Annotated in this window: 18 protein-coding genes; 8 read left to right on the forward strand and 10 right to left on the reverse strand. The window is 73.8% G+C overall.

The features are described from left to right. Window positions 1–38: 38 nt before the first annotated feature. Both O7611_RS26235 and O7611_RS26240 read left to right on the forward strand, forming a co-directional pair. Complete coding sequence (locus O7611_RS26235; protein ID WP_194801870.1) at window positions 39–533, forward strand: hypothetical protein; 495 nt, start codon at window positions 39–41, stop codon at window positions 531–533. Window positions 534–569: 36 nt separating this feature from the next. Then, window positions 570–2810: an AAA family ATPase gene (locus O7611_RS26240; protein ID WP_194801871.1), complete on the forward strand. Its 2241-nt coding sequence runs from the start codon at window positions 570–572 to the stop codon at window positions 2808–2810. Between the two features lie 18 nt (window positions 2811–2828). Here the strand turns inward: O7611_RS26240 and O7611_RS26245 are convergent, their stop codons facing one another. The 4 genes from O7611_RS26245 to O7611_RS26260 all read right to left on the reverse strand — a co-directional run bounded on the left by O7611_RS26245 (window position 2829) and on the right by O7611_RS26260 (window position 6004). Continuing rightward, window positions 2829–3860, reverse strand: coding sequence for an SRPBCC family protein (locus O7611_RS26245; protein WP_194801872.1), 1032 nt, complete (start codon window positions 3858–3860; stop codon window positions 2829–2831). A gap of 3 nt (window positions 3861–3863) precedes the next feature. Then, window positions 3864–4277: a hypothetical protein gene (locus tag O7611_RS26250; RefSeq protein WP_194801873.1), complete on the reverse strand. Its 414-nt coding sequence runs from the start codon at window positions 4275–4277 to the stop codon at window positions 3864–3866. Between the two features lie 164 nt (window positions 4278–4441). Beyond that, window positions 4442–4951 (reverse strand): GNAT family N-acetyltransferase, encoded by a 510-nt coding sequence (locus O7611_RS26255; protein ID WP_194801874.1) that lies wholly within the window; start codon window positions 4949–4951, stop codon window positions 4442–4444. A gap of 150 nt (window positions 4952–5101) precedes the next feature. Further along, the gene (locus O7611_RS26260; protein WP_194801875.1) at window positions 5102–6004 is read right to left on the reverse strand and encodes a hypothetical protein; all 903 of its coding nucleotides are present in this window, start codon (window positions 6002–6004) and stop codon (window positions 5102–5104) included. A 152-nt stretch (window positions 6005–6156) separates the two neighbouring features. Here O7611_RS26260 and O7611_RS26265 point away from each other — a divergent pair, with 152 nt between their 5' ends. Beyond that, entirely contained in the window at window positions 6157–6369 is a 213-nt protein-coding gene (locus tag O7611_RS26265) for a hypothetical protein (protein ID WP_013288875.1), read from the forward strand. 6 nt (window positions 6370–6375) lie between these two features. On the opposite strand, the gene O7611_RS26270 is transcribed toward O7611_RS26265, so the two are convergent. The 4 genes from O7611_RS26270 to O7611_RS26285 form a co-directional block, all read right to left on the reverse strand. Further along, window positions 6376–6864: a DUF3263 domain-containing protein gene (locus O7611_RS26270; RefSeq protein WP_194801876.1), complete on the reverse strand. Its 489-nt coding sequence runs from the start codon at window positions 6862–6864 to the stop codon at window positions 6376–6378. A 136-nt stretch (window positions 6865–7000) separates the two neighbouring features. Continuing rightward, on the reverse strand, window positions 7001–8014 hold the full coding sequence (locus O7611_RS26275; protein ID WP_194801877.1) for an ABC transporter permease subunit: 1014 nt from the start codon (window positions 8012–8014) through the stop codon (window positions 7001–7003). Then, on the reverse strand, window positions 8011–9009 hold the full coding sequence (locus tag O7611_RS26280; RefSeq protein ID WP_262013303.1) for an ATP-binding cassette domain-containing protein: 999 nt from the start codon (window positions 9007–9009) through the stop codon (window positions 8011–8013). Before O7611_RS26280 ends, O7611_RS26275 begins: the two co-directional genes overlap by 4 nt. Window positions 9010–9105: 96 nt before the next feature. Then, entirely contained in the window at window positions 9106–9891 is a 786-nt protein-coding gene (locus O7611_RS26285; protein ID WP_194801878.1) for a DeoR/GlpR family DNA-binding transcription regulator, read from the reverse strand. Between the two features lie 199 nt (window positions 9892–10090). On the opposite strand from O7611_RS26285, the gene O7611_RS26290 reads away from it, so the two are divergent. Genes O7611_RS26290 through nagA form a run of 4 tightly spaced genes read left to right on the forward strand, consistent with a single transcriptional unit; the run spans window position 10091 to window position 13252 of the window. Then, window positions 10091–11020, forward strand: coding sequence for an SIS domain-containing protein (locus O7611_RS26290; protein ID WP_194801879.1), 930 nt, complete (start codon window positions 10091–10093; stop codon window positions 11018–11020). Next, the gene (locus tag O7611_RS26295) at window positions 11017–11217 is read left to right on the forward strand and encodes a hypothetical protein (RefSeq protein WP_194801880.1); all 201 of its coding nucleotides are present in this window, start codon (window positions 11017–11019) and stop codon (window positions 11215–11217) included. Before O7611_RS26290 ends, O7611_RS26295 begins: the two co-directional genes overlap by 4 nt. Beyond that, window positions 11214–12146, forward strand: coding sequence for an ROK family protein (locus O7611_RS26300; RefSeq protein ID WP_194801881.1), 933 nt, complete (start codon window positions 11214–11216; stop codon window positions 12144–12146). Before O7611_RS26295 ends, O7611_RS26300 begins: the two co-directional genes overlap by 4 nt. Then, on the forward strand, window positions 12143–13252 hold the full coding sequence (gene nagA, locus O7611_RS26305) for an N-acetylglucosamine-6-phosphate deacetylase (protein WP_269697739.1): 1110 nt from the start codon (window positions 12143–12145) through the stop codon (window positions 13250–13252). The genes O7611_RS26300 and nagA overlap by 4 nt, the downstream gene beginning before the upstream one ends. Before the next feature lie 12 nt (window positions 13253–13264). Here the strand turns inward: nagA and O7611_RS26310 are convergent, their stop codons facing one another. After that, window positions 13265–14473, reverse strand: a complete 1209-nt coding sequence (locus O7611_RS26310; protein WP_194801883.1) for a DUF4032 domain-containing protein — start codon at window positions 14471–14473, stop codon at window positions 13265–13267. A 111-nt stretch (window positions 14474–14584) separates the two neighbouring features. Between O7611_RS26310 and O7611_RS26315 the strand changes: the two genes are divergently transcribed. Then, window positions 14585–15376: a phosphatase PAP2 family protein gene (locus tag O7611_RS26315; RefSeq protein ID WP_269697740.1), complete on the forward strand. Its 792-nt coding sequence runs from the start codon at window positions 14585–14587 to the stop codon at window positions 15374–15376. A 16-nt stretch (window positions 15377–15392) separates the two neighbouring features. Here O7611_RS26315 and O7611_RS26320 read toward each other — a convergent pair whose 3' ends face one another. Next, on the reverse strand, window positions 15393–16538 hold the full coding sequence (locus O7611_RS26320) for a hypothetical protein (protein ID WP_269697741.1): 1146 nt from the start codon (window positions 16536–16538) through the stop codon (window positions 15393–15395). Window positions 16539–16555: the final 17 nt, after the last annotated feature.

Below are 16555 nucleotides of genomic sequence, written 5' to 3' on the forward strand. Positions count from 1 at the left end.
GTCGTTTCGATCCGTTGTCTGGCGAAGGGGTGGACGCCATGAGAGGTGATCTGGACGAGACACTGGCCCGGATGGCGCGGCGCGAGGAAGCGCTGCGCCGCCGGGCGCCGACGCCCGGCGAGGCGGCCGGGACGCCCGAGCGGGACGTACCCGCGGAGGCGGCGGACGAGCCCGGCGACGGGCGGGCGGGGCACGGCGCGTACCGGCTGCGCGGCGGTGAGGCGCCGCCGCGGCGTGACCCGGTCGAGGAGGTCGCCGAGGCGGTCCGCCGGGTGGTGGCCGAGCACCCCGGGCTGGCCGTGACGCTGCGGGTGGAACTGGGCGAGCAGGCGTACCCGCTGCGGGTCTCCTGGTCCGGCACGGCGGTGACGGTGGGGCCGACCACGCCGCCCGCGCCACCGCCGGCGTGGCCCATGTCGGTGAAGACGGTGCCGGCGCCCGGCCACGACCCGCTGGAGTCCGACCCGGCGGCCCGGCTGGCCGAGATGATCCGCCGCGACCCCTCGCTGCTGGACGATCCGGGCCCGCGCTGACCGGCACCCGATGATCGGGGCGGCTACTGTCGGCGGGTGGCCGAACCCGACCTGACCCTGACCGCGACGCTGCGGCCGGCCGCGCTCGACGCCCGCCGCGGCGTGGTGCGCCTGCATCCCGAGGTGCTCACCGCGCTGGCACTGCGCCCCGGCGACCCGGTCCGTCTGACCGGCCGCCGGGTCACCGCCGGCATCGCGGCCGCCGCCGAGCCGAGCACCAGCGGCGCCCTGCTGCACGCCGACGACCTGCTGCTGGGCAACCTCGGCCTGCGGGCCGGCGGCCAGGTCACGGTGAGCCCACTGCCCGCGACCCCGGCACGCCGGCTGACCCTGTCCGGCCCGGCCGCTGTGGTCGCCGCGGTGCCGCCGGAGATGCTGCGGCTCGCGCTGCTGGGCAAGGTGGTCACCGCCGGGGACGACGTCTCGCTGCTGCCGCAGGACGTGCTGCCGGACGCCGCCGTGCGCGGCCTGATCGAGGCCGCGCGGCGCAGTCTGGCAAGTTCCGTCGGGTACGCCTGGACGAGCACGCTGCTCACCGTCGTGTCGGCCGAACCGGCGGTCGGCGCGCTCGTCACCATGGACACGGTGGTGGGCTGGGAACACGGTCCCGCCACCCGCGGTTCCGGCCCGGCGTCCGCCGCCTCCACCGTGCGCGTCTCCGCCCCCGCCACGCCGCCCGGGACGGAACCCGACACCGACCTGCTCGGCCCGGAGGACGCGCCCGACGTGGACGAGCTGCCCGGCCTGCGCGCCCAGGCCGAGGAGCTGACCGAGCTGCTAGACCTGGGCTTCCACCACCGTGAGGTGCTGGGCCGGCTCGGCACCACCGTCTCGCTCGGCGTGCTGGTCGAGGGCCCGGCGGGCTCGGGCAAGTCCGCGCTGGTGCGTGCCGTCGCCGCCAAGGTCGGCGCGGGCGTACGGCCGCTCTGGGCGCCCGAGCTGGCCGCGCTCAGCAACGACGCGGCGGCCCGCCGGCTGCGCGAGGCGGCCTCGGCGGTACGCGCCGGCGGTCCGGCCGTGCTGCTGGTCACCGACGTGGAGTCGATCGCACCGGCCGACGAGCCGGGCCCGCTGGCCACCGTGTTCCGGCAGGTGGTGGCCGAGACGCTGCGGGCCGGTGCCGCAGTGGTGTGCACCAGCGGACGCCCCGAGGCGGTCGATCCGGCGCTGCGCGGCCCGGACCTGCTCGCGCTGCGGATCACCGTGCCGCTGCCCGACGTGGCGCTGCGCCGGGAACAGTTGACTGTGCTGACCCGTGAGGTGCCGCTCGCCGGTGACGTCCGGCTGGACGAGGTGGCCGCCCGTACCCCCGGTTTCGTCGCGGCGGACCTGGCGGCGCTGGTCCGCGAAGCCGGGGTCCGCGCGGCGCTGCGCCAGAAGACGGCGGAGACGCCGACGGTGGCGATGGCCGACTTCACCGCCGCGCTGGAGGTGGTCCGGCCGACCACGATGTCCGCGTCCACGCTGGAGCTGGCGTCGGTGACGCTTGACGACGTGGGCGGGCTGCACGAGGTCAAGCAGACGCTCACCGAGTCGGTGCTGTGGCCGCTCACCTACCCGGACACGTTCGCCCGGCTGGGCGTGACGCCGCCGCGCGGGGTGCTGCTCTACGGTCCGCCCGGCTGCGGCAAGACCTACCTGGTGACCGCGCTGGCCGGCTCCGGGCGGGCGAACGTGCTGTCGGTGAAGGGCGCGGAGCTGCTCTCGAAGTGGGTGGGTGAGAGCGAGCGGGCGGTCCGGGAGCTTTTCCGCCGTGCCCGCCAGGCCGCGCCCACGCTGGTGTTCCTGGACGAGGTGGACGCGCTGGCCCCGGTACGCGGGCAGGCCACCGACGGCGGTACGACCGACCGGGTGGTGGCGGCGCTGCTGACCGAACTGGACGGGGTGGAGGCGCTGCGCAACGTGGTCGTGGTCGGCGCGACGAACCGCCCTGAGCTGGTCGACCCGGCGCTGCTGCGTCCCGGCCGGCTGGAACGGCTGGTCTACGTGCCGCCGCCGGACGGTCCGGCCCGTACGGAGATCCTCCGCGCGTCCGCCCGGGACGTCCCGCTCGCGCCGGACGTGGACCTCGACGCGCTCGGCGCCGAGCTGGACGGCTTCTCCGCCGCCGACTGCGCCGCGCTGGTCCGGGAGGCGGCGCTGGCGGCCATGCGGGAGTCGCTGGAGGCGAGCACGGTGACCGCCGCGCACGTCGAGGCGGCCCGGAACCGGGTCCGCCCCTCCTTGGACCCGGTGCAGCTCGCGCACCTGGAGTCGTACGCCGCCGGCCGGTCCTGACGAACCGGCCGCCTCCGGTCAGCGCTCGTCGCGGCGGCGGGTGGCCGGGCGGCGGGGCCGCTGCGGGACACGGCGGCGGCGCTCGGGTTCGCGCTGCCCGCCTGCCGTCCGGCTGCGGGCACGCTCCGGCTCGGTCCGGACCGGCTCGCCGGCGTACTCGTCGTCGTCGAAGTCGTTGCCCTCGTCGTAGGCGGCGTACTCGTCGTCCGACGGCCCGCTGTCTCCCCGCTCCTCCCGCAGCGCGGTCTCGTGGTCCTTGACGACCTGGGAGTCCTCGATCTCGCCGCGCCAGCCCTCGACCGCGTCCGGGTCGAGCACGGTCCGGGTCATCACGTGCCGGACGAAGTGCTTCAGCTCCAGCCGGACCCGGCGGCCCTGGGCGCGCCACAGGTTGCCGGTGTGCTCGAAGAAGCCCTGCGGGTGGTACTCCAGCACGACCAGGATCCGGGTCAGGTCCGGGCCGACCTCGTGGAAGCTCACCGTGCCGTCGACCGAGCCCTTCTCGCCCTTGGACCGCCAGTGGATCAGCCGATCCGGGATCTGCCGGACGATCGTCGACTCCCAGGTCCGGTGCGACCAGAGCACCTGCGCCTTCCAGGTCATCTTCTCGTCGGCGTCGCAGTCGGCCTGCTCGACCTTCTTCATGAAGCTCGGGAAGTCACCGAACGTCGTCCACTGGTTGTAGGCGACCCGGACCGGCACGCCGACCTCGACGGCCTCGACGATGTTGGTGACCTTGAGCGTCTTGCCGCCGTCCCGGCCACCCTTGCGACCGAACGCCGCCATCAGCTTCTCCTTACCGCCGGCCACGCCGGCATGGAACATGGCAGTCACCGGGGAGGCGCCACCGGCGAGCCGCTGCGCGCCGGTGGCCGCGGCGACCAGGCCCGGATCGCCGCCCTGCTTCGCGTACTCGCTGAGCCGCCCGGTGGCATCAGTGACCCGATCGGTGACCGCCTGCACGGCGCGTTCACCGAGGGCCGTGGCGAGGTTGCGCAGCTCGCCGCCGATCTCGTCGCGTACCCGGTCGGTGAGGTTGCTCGTCGCCACGACTCACCGCCCCCGATCGGCTCGGGCGGGCACCGGCGCGTCGGGCTGGTCGTCCAGCTCCGGCTCCTCGTCGGGCGCGGAACGCTCGGCGTCCGGCCGGCCCGTGCCGCTCCTGCGGCGCAACGCGTCGGCACCCCCGCGCAGGCGTCCGCCGATGGCGTCGATGCCGTTGCCGGCGGCGGCGGTCGCGGCAGCCCGCCCGGCGGCCACCAGCGGCGGGCCCAGCCCGCCGAGGTTACGCAGTTGCGGGTTCGCGGCGACCAGGTTCGCGCCGAGCTGCTTGAGGCCCCCCGGGCGCTGGCTGGCCCGCCCGGCGGCGACCGCCGCGGCGAGCGTCAGCGCGGTACGCATCTTCTTGCGGCGACCCAGCAGGTAGCCGAATCCCACCGCCAACGCCACTCGTGCTCCGCTTTTCATCCGCACTCCTTCGCGCTCCCCGGGAGGCGGACGTCGCGCTCCCGGAGAGGCGGGCAGTACCCGTCATCCCATTGGCAAAACATTTCCGCAGGAGCGCAAAATCGCCCAGCTAGGCAGAGCTGAGCAGGAGAAACGCGGTCGGGGTGAATGCGGGGAGAAGCGGGTCAGCGGATCGGCAGGGCGGAATCCAGCGACATTCGGGCGTGCAGTTTTCCGTCTTCCTCACGCAATTCCGCGCCGCATTTGCGCAGCACCGAGATCGCGCCCGCGTTGTCCGGCGTGGTGTCCGCGACCACCGTGTGCATCCCGGCCGCCGCGGCGGCGTGCAGCAGCTGCCGCAGCGCGGCCGCACCCAGGCCCCGGCCCCGTGCGGACCGGCCGAGCCACATCCCGGTCTCCACGGTGCCCGGCTCGTCCCGGCGGGTCATCCGCACCATGCCGACCACCTCACCGCCGGAGACGATCGCGTACATGGCGGTGCCGGTCGGGCCGTTCAGCCCGCCGAGGCTGGCGCGGTGGAACTCGCGGAACGCGTCACGGCGGGCCAGCGACCAGCCCGCCGGGGCGTCCACCGGAGGCATGACGTCCTCCGGTTCCGCCTCAGCCGCCGCTACGGAGAGCAACGGTTCCAGGTTCCGTTCGTCCACCGGCTCCAGCCGTACAGCACCCGTCACGTCGCGCAGTCTGCCGCGCGTGGTCCGGGTCGTCCACCCCTTTGGGGAGGGATTGCCGCTATGGCCGACCGCCTCGTCCGGTCGTACCCCCGGGGTGTTCCCGCCTCACGCTGCGTTGTCATCCGACCGGTTCTTCCGGCGTGAGCGTGGTCACGGCCGACTGTCGAACTCGCAGAGCACCGCCGACGCGTCGTCGGTGCGCTTGCGTCGCCGCAGCCGGTCCGGATGGTCCCGCTCGGCCACCCGGACCCGGTCGATCAGCCCGTCCGGGCCCTCCACCGTCAGCACCTCCAGCAGCCCGGCCCAGTCGAACAGGCCGAACTGGTCGACAGCGCAGGAGGCGCCGTCGCTGAGCAGCGCGGCCCGCCGCAGCGCACCCGGACCGCGCAGCGGAAGCGTCCCGGTGAGCGCGTGGTACGCGGCGTCCGGGTCGCTCGCCGCCGCCCAGTAGCCGTGGGTGCGGTTCATCCGGGCCCGCTGCACGGTCGTGGCGCGCCGGAACCGGGTGGCCGGGTCGGTGTCGCCGTCGGGCAGCTCGGCGGCGCTGCGACGCAGGTCCGCCACCGCGTCCGCGAGCCGGTCGTCGGTGACCACCTCGATCCCCCGGTCGGTGTCGAGCACCAGCGGGCTGTCGCAGAGCACCAGGTGGTCGACCCGGTCGCCGCTGTGCCGGAGCAGGCAGACGGTGGACGACGGGGTGCCCGGATGGTCGAGGTCGCACATCCCGCCGTGGTCGGCCCGTACCGCGAGGATCGCCGCCGCGAGGCTGCTCATCAGCGTGGCGGCGGGACGGGCCGCGACCGCCAGGCCGATCCGGGCGGCCAGGTGCCGGACGTACCAGGCGGGACCGTGCGCGCAGCCGGTGTCGAATCCCTCGGGCACCGTGGCCCCGTCGAGGACGCCGACGAGCGGGCCGAACCGGAAGACCACGTCCTCGTTCTCCGGCCGGCCGAGAGCCGGGTCGGAGGCGGAACGCACCCGCATCACCGGCGCCTGCGCGGCCGGACGGGCCGGGCTGCTGCCGATCGCGTACCGGCGGTCTGGTGCCCCCATCGTCGGCCTCCGTTCGTCGTCGCCGACCGCCTACCCGGACCGCGCCCGGTCATCCGCCGCCGACCCCGATCGTGGTAACCGTGCGTCATCTTCTCCGGACCTTCGGTAGCGTCGGACGCGACCGGGTCGGTCCCGGTGACAGGGGGTACGACATGTTGGAGCGGTTGCACGAAGGTGGCATCCGGGCGGAGCACGCCTACCTCGCCGGATTCGTCAGCATCGGCCTCTCGGTCACCAGCTGGTTCCTCTCGAAGCACATGGAGCGCGCCGGGGTGGCGCGAGCGGACCGCTGGGGCATCTTCATCGGCGAGTGGGCGCCGACGTTCTTCGCCATCGGCAACGGGCTGCGCACGTACGAGAAGTGACGCCGGTCAGCGACGCCGGTTGCGGGCGCGCGACGACCGCAGCCGGCGCAGCCGGCCGATCAGCAGCGGCTCGGCGGCGAGCGCGGCCGGGTGGTCGAGCAGGGCGTTGAGGAGTTGGTAGTAGCGGGTCGCGGAGAGCCCGAAGGTGTCCCGGATGGCCTGCTCCTTGGCGCCGGCGTGCTTCCACCACTGCGCCTCGAAGGCAAGGATCCGCTGCTCCCGCTCGGTGAGGCCGGCGGGCGTCGTGCCCGCACCGGTCGCATCTGCCGCATCCGGACCGGCCTGCTCGACCGGCGCGGCGGACTCGACGGGCGGCGAGGCGGGCCCGGCGGCGGCGGGCTCGGCGGGCCGAGCGGACTCCGACGGCTCCGAGGGTGCCGTGGATTCGACGGGCGGAGCGGTGCGCGGCGGCGGAACGGTCCCGCCCGCGTGGCGCGTACCCGCTGCCGGGCCGGACCGGTCGACGGCAGCCCGCTGCGAGGCGTCGGCGGACATGACGCTCCTCTCCGACGGCGGGTGACCGGCACGCGGAGCGCGCCGGCCGGGGAAGCCCCAGCGTAACCAGGGCCGCCCTCGGCCGCATCGGACGCGGGGTCCGCGCCGCCGGGGGGAGCCGGCGGCGCGGACCAGGTCAGGCGATGTCCCGCCGTCGCATCGTCCAGAACGCGGCCACGAGCGCACCCACCAGGGCCACGCCGAACACCAGGGCCGACTGCTGCCAGGTGACCACGTACGTCGCAGGCTCGCAGGCGCCCTGGGAGAACTGGCAGGTGTCGTAGTCGAACAGTTCCGCCTGCTTCAGGAACCACGACTGGGCATACGTGGACAGCACGTACCGGTCACCGAACTGGACGCCGAGCACCGCCACCGCGATCCGGATGCCGATCTCGCTCACCGCGAAGATGCCCACCGCCGCGCCGAGCGCCATCGCCGTGTGCCGGCCGAGCGAGGCCAGCGCGAACCCGACCGCCGCCACGAGCAGCGTCATCCCCAGCGCCCGCAGCCCGTCCAGGCCGATCGACTGCCACACTCCGGCGGTCATCTTCGCGGTGCTGCCGCGCTGGCCGGCGATCAGCCAGAACGCCGCCGTCCAGAGCGCGCCGAGCACCACGGTCAGGCCGAAGACGGTGGTGAGCAGGGCGGCCAGCTTCGTGCCCAGCACGGTCAGCCGCTTCGGCCGCCAGAGCAGCAGGTTCATCATTCCGCCGGTGTTCCACTCGGCACCCACGAAGGAGGCACCGACGATGAAGCCGAACAGCGCCACGGAGGCGGCGAACACGGCGATGAACAGGGGGAACTCGGCCCGGAAGTCGAACTGGTACGGCAGGTACCACTTCGCCTCGAACATGTCGGGCTGCGGCTGGTAGTCCTTGCCGCAGTTCGGGCCGTACCGCTCCTCGGTCTTCTCGCCGCGCGCCTGGGCCGCCTCGCACTCCGCGACGGTGCGCTTCCAGTCCGTCATCGCGGACTGGTAGTCGTTGTTCGCCTTGGCCTCGGCCTCGGCCACGGCGGCGGGCGAGAGCTTCTCGCTGGAGAAGCTGAACGCGGTCGCGACGGTGGCCAGGCCGAGCACCAGCAGCACGAGCATCAGCCGGGTCACCCGGCGCTTGCCGAGCCGGCGCAGCTCGGTGACGAACAGGCTCATGCGCCCCAACCTCCTGCGGTGCCGGTCTGGTCGACCTTGGCGGACTGATCGACCTGACGGTGCTGGCCGGGGACCGGCGCGGTGGCGGTCAGTTCGAGGAAGACGCTCTCCAGGTCGACAGCGACCGGGGTGAGCTCGCTGACGTACAGGCCCTGCTCGGCGAGCAGGCGGCTGACGGTGGCCGGCTTGTCCACGCCGGACAGCATCAGGTGGTCCGGCTCGGCGGCCACCTGGACCCCGGCCCGGGTGAGCGCGTCGGCGGCCTGGGGCAGGTCGTCGACCGCCTCCAGGCGTACCCGCACGGCGCCCTGGGAGTGGGCCGCGAGCACCTGGTCGACCGGCCCGAACGCGACCCGGCGGCCGAGCGAGATGATGGTGACCGAGTCGCAGATGAGCTGGATCTCGCCCAGGATGTGGCTGGAGAGCACCACTGTCATCCCGGCCTCGGACAGCTCCCGCATCAGCCCGCGCATCTCCCGGATGCCGCCCGGGTCGAGGCCGTTCGCCGGCTCGTCGAGGATCAGCAGCTTGGGGTTCTTGAGCAGCGCGGAGGCGACAGCAAGGCGCTGCTTCATGCCGAGCGAGTAGGTCTTGACCCGCTCGCCGGCCCGGTCGCGCAGCCCGACCAGCTCCAGCACCTCGTCCACGCGCTGCTTGGGCAGCTCACCGGCCTGGGCGAGCAGGCCGAGCGTGTCCCGCGCGGTGAAGTGCGGGAAGAACTGCGGACTCTCCACGATGGCGCCGACCTGCCCGGCGACCGCCGGCAGCGCGTGCGGCAGCTCCTGGCCGAGGATGGCCATCCGGCCGCCGTTCGGCTTGATCAGGCCGAGCAGCGTCCGCAGCGTGGTGGTCTTGCCCGAACCGTTCGGGCCGAGGAAGCCGTGCACCTGGCCGGCTTCCACTCGCATGTCGAAGCCGTCGAGCGCGTGGCGAACCCCGCGTTTCCGGCTCCGGTACGTCTTGCGGAGACCTTCGATCTCCAGGACAGCCGACACAGCTGACCTCCCCCGATAAGTAGGCGTCAGCGACACCATACGCGGTATGCACCCGAAGGCAATACCCGGTATGCAGTGTCGGTGTGTCGGGAGAGGTCAGGCGCAGACGACGTGCACGCCCGCGTCGCGGAACGCCGCCACCACATCGGGGGCCGCGCCGGAGTCGGTCACCAGCGTCTCGATCCGGTCCACCGGGCAGATCCGGGCGAACGCGTGCCCACCCAGCTTCGACGAGTCGGCTATCACGACGACCCGCTTGGCCCGGGCCACCATGAGGCTGTTCATGGCCGCCTCGCCCTCGTGGTGCGCGGCGGCGCCGAGCTGCGGGTCGATCGCGTCCACGCCGAGCAGCGCCACGTCCAGCGTGACCTCGCGCAGCAGCGCCCCGCCGAGCGGGCCGACCAGCTCGAACGACTTCGGCCGGACCACGCCGCCGGCCACCACCACCTTCATCCGCGAGCGCACCAGCAGTTCGTTGGCGATGTTCAGCGCGTTCGTGACCACTGTGAGCTGGGCGCCCTCGGCGCTGGTGTTGAGATCAGGGCGGACCGCCAGCGCCCGCGCCACCTCGGTGCTCGTGGTGCCGCCGTTGAGACCGACCACGGTGCCCGGCGACACGAGTGCGGCGGCGGCGGTGCCGATCCGCTGCTTCTCGGCCGAGTGCTTCGCGGTCTTGTAGCGCAGCGGCAGGTCGTAGGAGACACCGTTGGCGACCGCGCCACCCCGGGTACGGGTGATCATCTGCTGCTGGGCGAGCTGGTCGAAGTCGCGCCGGATGGTGGCCTGGGAGACGTCGAGCCGCCCGGCCGCCTCCTCGACGCTGACCCGGCCGCTGTCGGTCAGCATCTCCAGCAGCGCGTTCCAGCGCGCGTAGCGGTCCACCGCGGGGCCCTCCCCAGACTGTGCGTGAACGGTGATCGGTTGCGTGCACACTAGTGCGCGAAACTGGGTCCGCGCAAAACCCTGCGCTGCGCGAACGGGGAGACGGTTGCCACGACCACCAGGTTTCGCGCAGAATGACGCGCGAAAGGCGGCCGTATCGCGCCGTATTGCGCAAGGTCTCCCCTGGGGAGGAGTTGTCATGGCGTACGTGCACGCGGAGATCGCGAGCCAGCCCGACTGCTGGCGGGAGGCGGCGCGGCTCGCCCCGACCGTCGCCGAGCACCTGCCGCGCCCCGGCGAGCGGGTCGCCGTGGTCGGTTGCGGCACGTCGTGGTTCATGGCGATGGCGTACGCCGGGCTGCGCGAGTCCGTCGGCCAGGGCGAGACCGACGCCTTCCAGGCCAGCGAGTTCCCGGCCGGCCGCCGGTACGACCGGCTCATCGCGATCACCCGCTCCGGCACCACCACCGAGGTGCTCGACCTGCTCACCGCGCTGCGCGGACGGATCCCCACCACGGTCCTGGTCGGCGACCCGGACTCGGCCGCCGTCACGCTCGCCGACGCCACAGTCGCGCTGCCCTTCGCCGACGAGCGGTCGGTGGTGCAGACCCGCTTCGCCACCACCGCGCTCGCGCTGCTGCGCGCCCACCTCGGCGAGGACCTCGGACGGCTGGCCGCCGACGCCGAGGTCGCCGTACGCGCCCCGCTGCCGATCGACCCGGCCGGCATCGAGCAGGTCACCTTCCTCGGTCGCGGCTGGACCGTCGGGCTGGCCCAGGAGGCCGCGCTGAAGTGCCGCGAGGCGGCCACGTTCTGGGCCGAGGCGTACCCGGCGATGGACTACCGGCACGGCCCGATCTCGGTCGCCGCGCCCGGCCGGCTGGTCTGGGCGCTCGGCGAGATCCCGGACGGCCTGTCCGAGGACGTGGCCGCGACCGGCGCCGCGTTCGTGCACAGCCGCACGCACGGCTGGCGCACGGTGCTGACGAGCTGGTCGGCTGGCCGCAACCCGGTCGACCCGATGGCCGACCTGATCCTGGCCCAGCGCTTCGCGGTCGCGCTCGCCACCAGCCGCGGTCTCGACCCGGACGCGCCGCGTCACCTGACTCGGTCCGTGGTCCTGGCATGAGCGAACGCACCGAGCGAAGCGAGGGCCGTGAGCGCATGCCCAGCCAGCACAGCATGAGCGAACGCACCGAGCGAAGCGAGGGCCGTGAGCGCATGCCCAGCCAGCACAGCATGAGCGAACGCACCGAGCGAAGCGAGGGCCGTGAGCGCATGCCCAGCCGGCACAGCGTGAGCGAGCGAAGCGAGCCCACGGCGTGAGCACAGGCGACGAGGTCGTCGTCGCGCTGGACGTGGGCGGCACCGGGATGAAGTGCGCCCTGGTCCGGCCGGACGGCACGACTGTGCACACCGAACGGCACGCCACCGGCGCCCAGCGCGGCCCGGAGGCGGTGGTCGGCACGATCCTCGACGTGGCCGAGGGGCTGGCCGGCAAGGCCCGCGCCGACGGCCGTACGCCGGTGGCCTGCGGCATCGCCGTACCCGGGGTGGTCGACGAGGCGCGCGGCGTCGCGGTCTGGTCGGCGAACGTGGGCTTCCGGGACGTACCCCTGCGGGAACTGGCGGGCACGCGGCTGGGACTGCCGGCGGCGCTCGGCCACGACGTGCGCGCGGGCGGCCTGGCCGAGGCCCGGCTCGGCGCCGGGCGGGACGGCGGCCACGTGCTGTTCGTCGCGATCGGCACCGGCATCGCCGCCGCCCACGTGGTCGACGGGTCGGCCACCACCGGCGCGCACGGCGCCGCCGGGGAGATCGGCCACATCCTGGTCCGCCCCGGCGGCCCGCGCTGCGGATGCGGGCGGACCGGCTGCCTGGAGGCGGTGTCGTCGGCGTCGGCGATCGGGCGCCGGTACGCCGAGCTGTCCGGTGCGCCCACCACCGCCGCCCAGGTGGCCGACCGCGCGGCGGCCGGTGAGCCGCTCGCCGTGGAGGTGTGGCAGGAGGCGGTCGAGGCGCTCGCCGACGGACTCGCCACCGGGCAGGCGCTCTACGATGTCTCGACGGTGGTGCTCGGCGGCGGGCTGGCGCAGGCCGGTCCCCGGCTGTTCGACCCGCTGCGGACGGCGTTACGTGAGCGGCTGACGTTCCACCGCGAGCCGCGCCTGGTCGCGGCCGGCCTCGGTGACGAGGCCGGCTGCCTGGGCGCCGCCCTGCTGGCCCTGGACACCCTGGCGAAGGAGAGTCGATGACCCGGCGCGTGACCGGCAAGGTGGTGACCCCGACCGGCGTCATCCGGCAGGGTTGCGTGGAGATCGCGGACGGGCGGATCACCGCTGTGGCCGAGTATCCGTCGGTGCGCGACGGGCACTGGATCGTGCCGGGTTTCGTGGACATGCACACCCACGGCGGCGGCGGCCACACGTTCACCACCGGCGACGCGGAGTCGGCGCGGCAGGCCGCCGCGTTCCACCTCGGGCACGGCACCACCACGCTGCTGGCGAGCCTGGTCAGTTCCCCGTTCGAGCTGATGCGCGACGCGACCGCCGCCTACCGCCCACTGGTGGAGTCCGGCGTGCTCGCGGGCGTCCACTTCGAGGGCCCGTACCTGTCCGCCGACCGCTGCGGCGCGCAGAATCCGGAGTTCCTGCGCGACCCGTCGACCGGCGAGCTGACCGAGCTGATCGAGCTGGGCGGCGGCGCCGTCCGCATGGTCACCATCGCTCCCGAGCGCGACGGCGCCACCAAGGCGATCGAGCTGCTGGTGTCGCACGGCGTGGTCGCGGCGGTCGGGCACACCGACGCCACCTGGGAGCAGACCCGGGCGGCGGTGGCCGCGGGCGCGAGCGTCGGCACCCACCTGTTCAACGGGATGCGCCCGGTGCACCACCGCGAGCCCGGCCCGGTGGTGGCGCTGCTGGAGGCCCCGAACGTGGTGTGCGAGCTGGTCGCCGACGGCGTGCACCTGCACGACGGCATGCTCGGCTTCGCCACCTCGGTGGCCGGCCCGGAGCGGGCCGCGCTGATCACCGACGCGATGGCCGCCGCCGGCATGCCCGACGGCGAGTACGAGCTCGGTGGCCAGGCGGTCACCGTGTCCGGCGGGGTGGCCCGGCTCAGCCGCGACGGCGCGATCGCCGGCAGCACGCTCACCATGGACGCGGCGCTGCGGCACGCGGTCGGCGCGGGCGTGGCCCTGCCGGACGCCTGCCGGATGGTCGCCACCACCCCGGCCCGCGCGATCGGCCTGGGCGACCGGGTGGGCGCGCTCGTCGCCGGGCTGCGCGCCGACCTGGTGATGCTGGACGACGACCTGAACGTGGTGCGGGTGATGCGCGGCGGCGACTGGGTGGAGTGATCCGCCCGGGCGTCAGACCGTGGGCACCTCGACGCCGAGCACCGCCTGCTCGTCCGGGCGGTGCACCAGCACGTCGGCGAGGTACGACTGCACCGCCCGGCGCATCCCGACGTCCCGCCCGGCCTGCTCGGAGAGCAGCCACTTGTGCTCGATGATCTGGGCGAACAGCTCCTGCGGCTCCAGCTTGCGGCGCAGGTGCGCGGGCACCGCCCGGACCACCGGCTCGAAGACCTCGGTCAGCCAGCGGTGCGCCGCCTGCTGCTCGTCGGTCAGGTCGCTCTCCAGCCGGTAGGCGTCCAGGTCGTTGAGGAGCCTGCGGGCCTGGTTCTCCTCCGCGTCCAGGCCGGTCAGGCGCAGCAGCCGCCGGGTGTGGTAGCCGGCGTCGACCACCTTCGGCCGGACCAGGTAGCGCCCGTTGTCGACTGTCGACATGGCCACCTCGGCCACGTCGAAGCCCAGTTCGTTGAGGCGGCGGATACGGCGCTCGATGTCGTGCCGGGCCGAGCGCTCGACCTGCTGCTCGTAGGTGATCTCGTGCCAGAGCCGCTCGTAGCGCCGCACGACCTCCTCGCAGACCACCTCCGGGTCGATCGACTCGTGCAGCAGTCCGGCGGCCTGGAGGTCGAGCGCCTCGCCGAAGATGTTGACCCGGGCGATCTCCAGGTCCTCGCCGCGCTGGCCGTTTGACAGCGACGGGTACAGCGCCCCGGTCTCGGCGTCGACCAGGTAGGCGGCGAACGCGCCCGCGTCCCGCCGGAACAGCGTGTTGGACAGCGAGCAGTCGCCCCAGAAGAAGCCGGTCAGGTGCATCCGCACGATCAGCGCGGCCAGCGCGTCCAGCAGCCGGTTCATCGTCTCCGGGCGCAGCGTGTTGGAGAACAGCGCCCGGTAGGGCAGCGAGAACTGGAGGTGCCGGGTGATCAGCACCGGGTCCAGCGGCTCGCCGTCGTCGGTCTGCCGGTCGGCCACGATCGCGATCGCCTCGACCGACGGGAAGTCGATCCGCTCCAGCGCCCGCAGCAGGTCGTACTCGCGCTCGGCGACCCGCTCGCCGGTCTCCTTCACCGCGTAGACGTACCCGCCGAGCCGGACGAATCGCACGATGTGCCGGGAGATGCCCTGCGGCAGCGCCACCAGGTGCTCGGCAGGCCACTGCTCCAGCGGGGTCGACCAGGGGAGGTCGAGCAGCGCCGGGTCGACGAGAGCCGAGGTGATCCGCACGGCAACCAGTGTGACCGCTGACCCCCGCGCCGCGCTTCCCTTCGTGGCTGGGCACACAGCCGCCGATGCCCGCGCCGCCCGGCCGCCGCGCGCGGCCGGTAGCGTGGTCGCGTGCGTCAGACCTCGGGGGTACGCGGTGACCTGCGGCTGCGGCCGGTCCGGCCGGCCGGGTGGTGGTTCGACGGGCTGCTGCTCGCGGCAGTGGTGGCGCTGACCGTCGCGCTCGCCTCCGGCCACCTGTTCGGCCTCGACCGGGCGGTCGCCGACTGGTCCGACGAGAACCGCCCGGCGGCCGCCCGCTGGGTGGCGATGACGCTGAACCTGCTCGGCCAGGGCACGCCGCTGACGCTGCTCGCGGCCGGGCTGGGCGTCCTGCTGGCGTGGCGGCTGCGCTCGGTACGGCCACTGCTGCCGCCGGTGGCCGGTTTCGTGCTCACGTTCTTCACGGTCGGCCCGCTGAAGGTGTGGACGGCCCGGCCGGCGCCGAGCGCCTCGGTCAAGGAGCCGTTCCTGTCGCCCGAGCAGACGCTGCCGCTGTTCCAGCACGACCTGCCGGTGCGTTTCGCGCAGTCGTACCCGTCCGGGCACGTCGCCAACTCGATCGTCTGGTACGGCGTCCTGGCGCTGCTGCTGGCCCCGCTCGTGCGCACGCTCGGCCGTACCGTCCCGGCCGGGCTGGTCACCGCGGTCCGGGTGGTGCCCCCGGCGGTGGTCTTCTGCACCACCGTCTACCTGGGCTGGCACTGGCTGACCGACTCCGTCGCCGGGCTGCTGCTCGGCCTGCTGCTGGACCGCCTGCTGCACCGGGTGCCCTGGGACGACCTGCCGCTGCCGCGTCGCCTCGGCGACCGGGGACGGCCGGTCGCCTGGTCCGCGCCGGCCGCCACCTCCGGAACGCGGTGACGGGCGGACGCGGCGCTCAGCCGGCCGGCCGGATCTCCACGATGCTGATCCGGGTACGGGTGCTGTAGGTGAGCTTGCGGCGGTGGTCGCCGTCCGCCGGCCGCACCGCCACCTGGATGCGGATCTGGGTGCCCTTCGGCAGCTCGACCCGTTCGTCCGGGGTGCTCACCACGAACACCCCGCCGGTGGTCTCCGGGTCGACCGACACCCGCTCCTGCCGTAGCAGCGGGGTGTCGTTCTCCGAGTCTCCGGGCCGGGTGTACTCGGCGCGGATCCGGACCAGGTCGTCGCGCCGCAGCCCGCGCAGGTCGACTGTCGCCTGGATGCTCACCAGCCCGGTCTCCGGCACGGTCCAGTGGTAGAGGCCGGTGGCCCAGCGGATGGCGTGGAAGACGTCAGTGGTGTCGAGCGTGTCGCCGGCGTGCGCGGTGCTGTGGAAGGTGGCGATCACGTCCCGTTTCGTCGTCGTGGACGTCTTCTCCCCGATCATCTTCGCGAAGTCGTCGGTGGTGCCGCGGAACGCGTCCGCGTCGCAGGTGTGCTGGCGGCCGATGATCGCCGAATCGGTGAACTGCCAGATGCGCGGCGTCTCCGCCGGCTTGCCGTAGCGGGACCAACCCGGCCCGGAGTCCCCGCCGGCCCGCGTGTACGCGGCCTTGAAGTCCTCGGCCACCCGGTACGGGTAGTCCGCGTTCCAGCGCGGGAAGTCGCCCAGGTCGTCGTCGCCGTACTCACCGCGCGAGGCGTACATCACCGCCACCTTGCCGGTGCGCTCCTCCAGTTCCTCACCCACGTCGACGCCGATGCGCGGGGGCACGTCGTCGGTCGGCCAGCGCTCCAGGTCGATCTGCCAGAAGAACCCGTCGTAGGTGCGCCACCAGGGGGTGTGCTTGTCGGCGTAGTCGATGGCGGTGGTGGCCTGGTCCTCGATGGAGACGTCGGAGTGCACCACCACGTACATGCCCAGGAACGGGATGCCCGCGTCCTTCGCGGCGGTGAGCATCACCCCGTAGTACTGGCTGTGGAACGTGCCGTCGCGCGACTGCTCGGTGCCCTTGTAGGTCATGAAGTCGATGCCCGCGGCGCGGGCCTCCCGGATCCGATCGGCCGTCAACCCCCGGTCGACGTCGTAGTCACTGGCGTCCCAGCCGAAGAGCGTCATGTGCGGTACCTCCCGCG

Origin of the sequence: Micromonospora sp. WMMC273 (assembly GCF_027460285.1) — a bacterium.
In the GTDB taxonomy this organism is placed as follows: domain Bacteria; phylum Actinomycetota; class Actinomycetes; order Mycobacteriales; family Micromonosporaceae; genus Micromonospora; species Micromonospora aurantiaca.

Coding starts and splice junctions, on each gene's coding strand:
- O7611_RS26235 (WP_194801870.1), top strand. CDS start 39: ATGAGAGGTGATCTGGACGAGACACTGGCCCGGATGGCGCGGCGCGAG.
- O7611_RS26250 (WP_194801873.1), bottom strand. CDS start 4,277: ATGAAAAGCGGAGCACGAGTGGCGTTGGCGGTGGGATTCGGCTACCTG.
- O7611_RS26260 (WP_194801875.1), bottom strand. CDS start 6,004: ATGGGGGCACCAGACCGCCGGTACGCGATCGGCAGCAGCCCGGCCCGT.
- O7611_RS26265 (WP_013288875.1), top strand. CDS start 6,157: ATGTTGGAGCGGTTGCACGAAGGTGGCATCCGGGCGGAGCACGCCTAC.
- O7611_RS26270 (WP_194801876.1), bottom strand. CDS start 6,864: ATGTCCGCCGACGCCTCGCAGCGGGCTGCCGTCGACCGGTCCGGCCCG.
- O7611_RS26275 (WP_194801877.1), bottom strand. CDS start 8,014: ATGAGCCTGTTCGTCACCGAGCTGCGCCGGCTCGGCAAGCGCCGGGTG.
- O7611_RS26290 (WP_194801879.1), top strand. CDS start 10,091: ATGGCGTACGTGCACGCGGAGATCGCGAGCCAGCCCGACTGCTGGCGG.
- O7611_RS26295 (WP_194801880.1), top strand. CDS start 11,017: ATGAGCGAACGCACCGAGCGAAGCGAGGGCCGTGAGCGCATGCCCAGC.
- nagA (WP_269697739.1), top strand. CDS start 12,143: ATGACCCGGCGCGTGACCGGCAAGGTGGTGACCCCGACCGGCGTCATC.
- O7611_RS26320 (WP_269697741.1), bottom strand. CDS start 16,538: ATGACGCTCTTCGGCTGGGACGCCAGTGACTACGACGTCGACCGGGGG.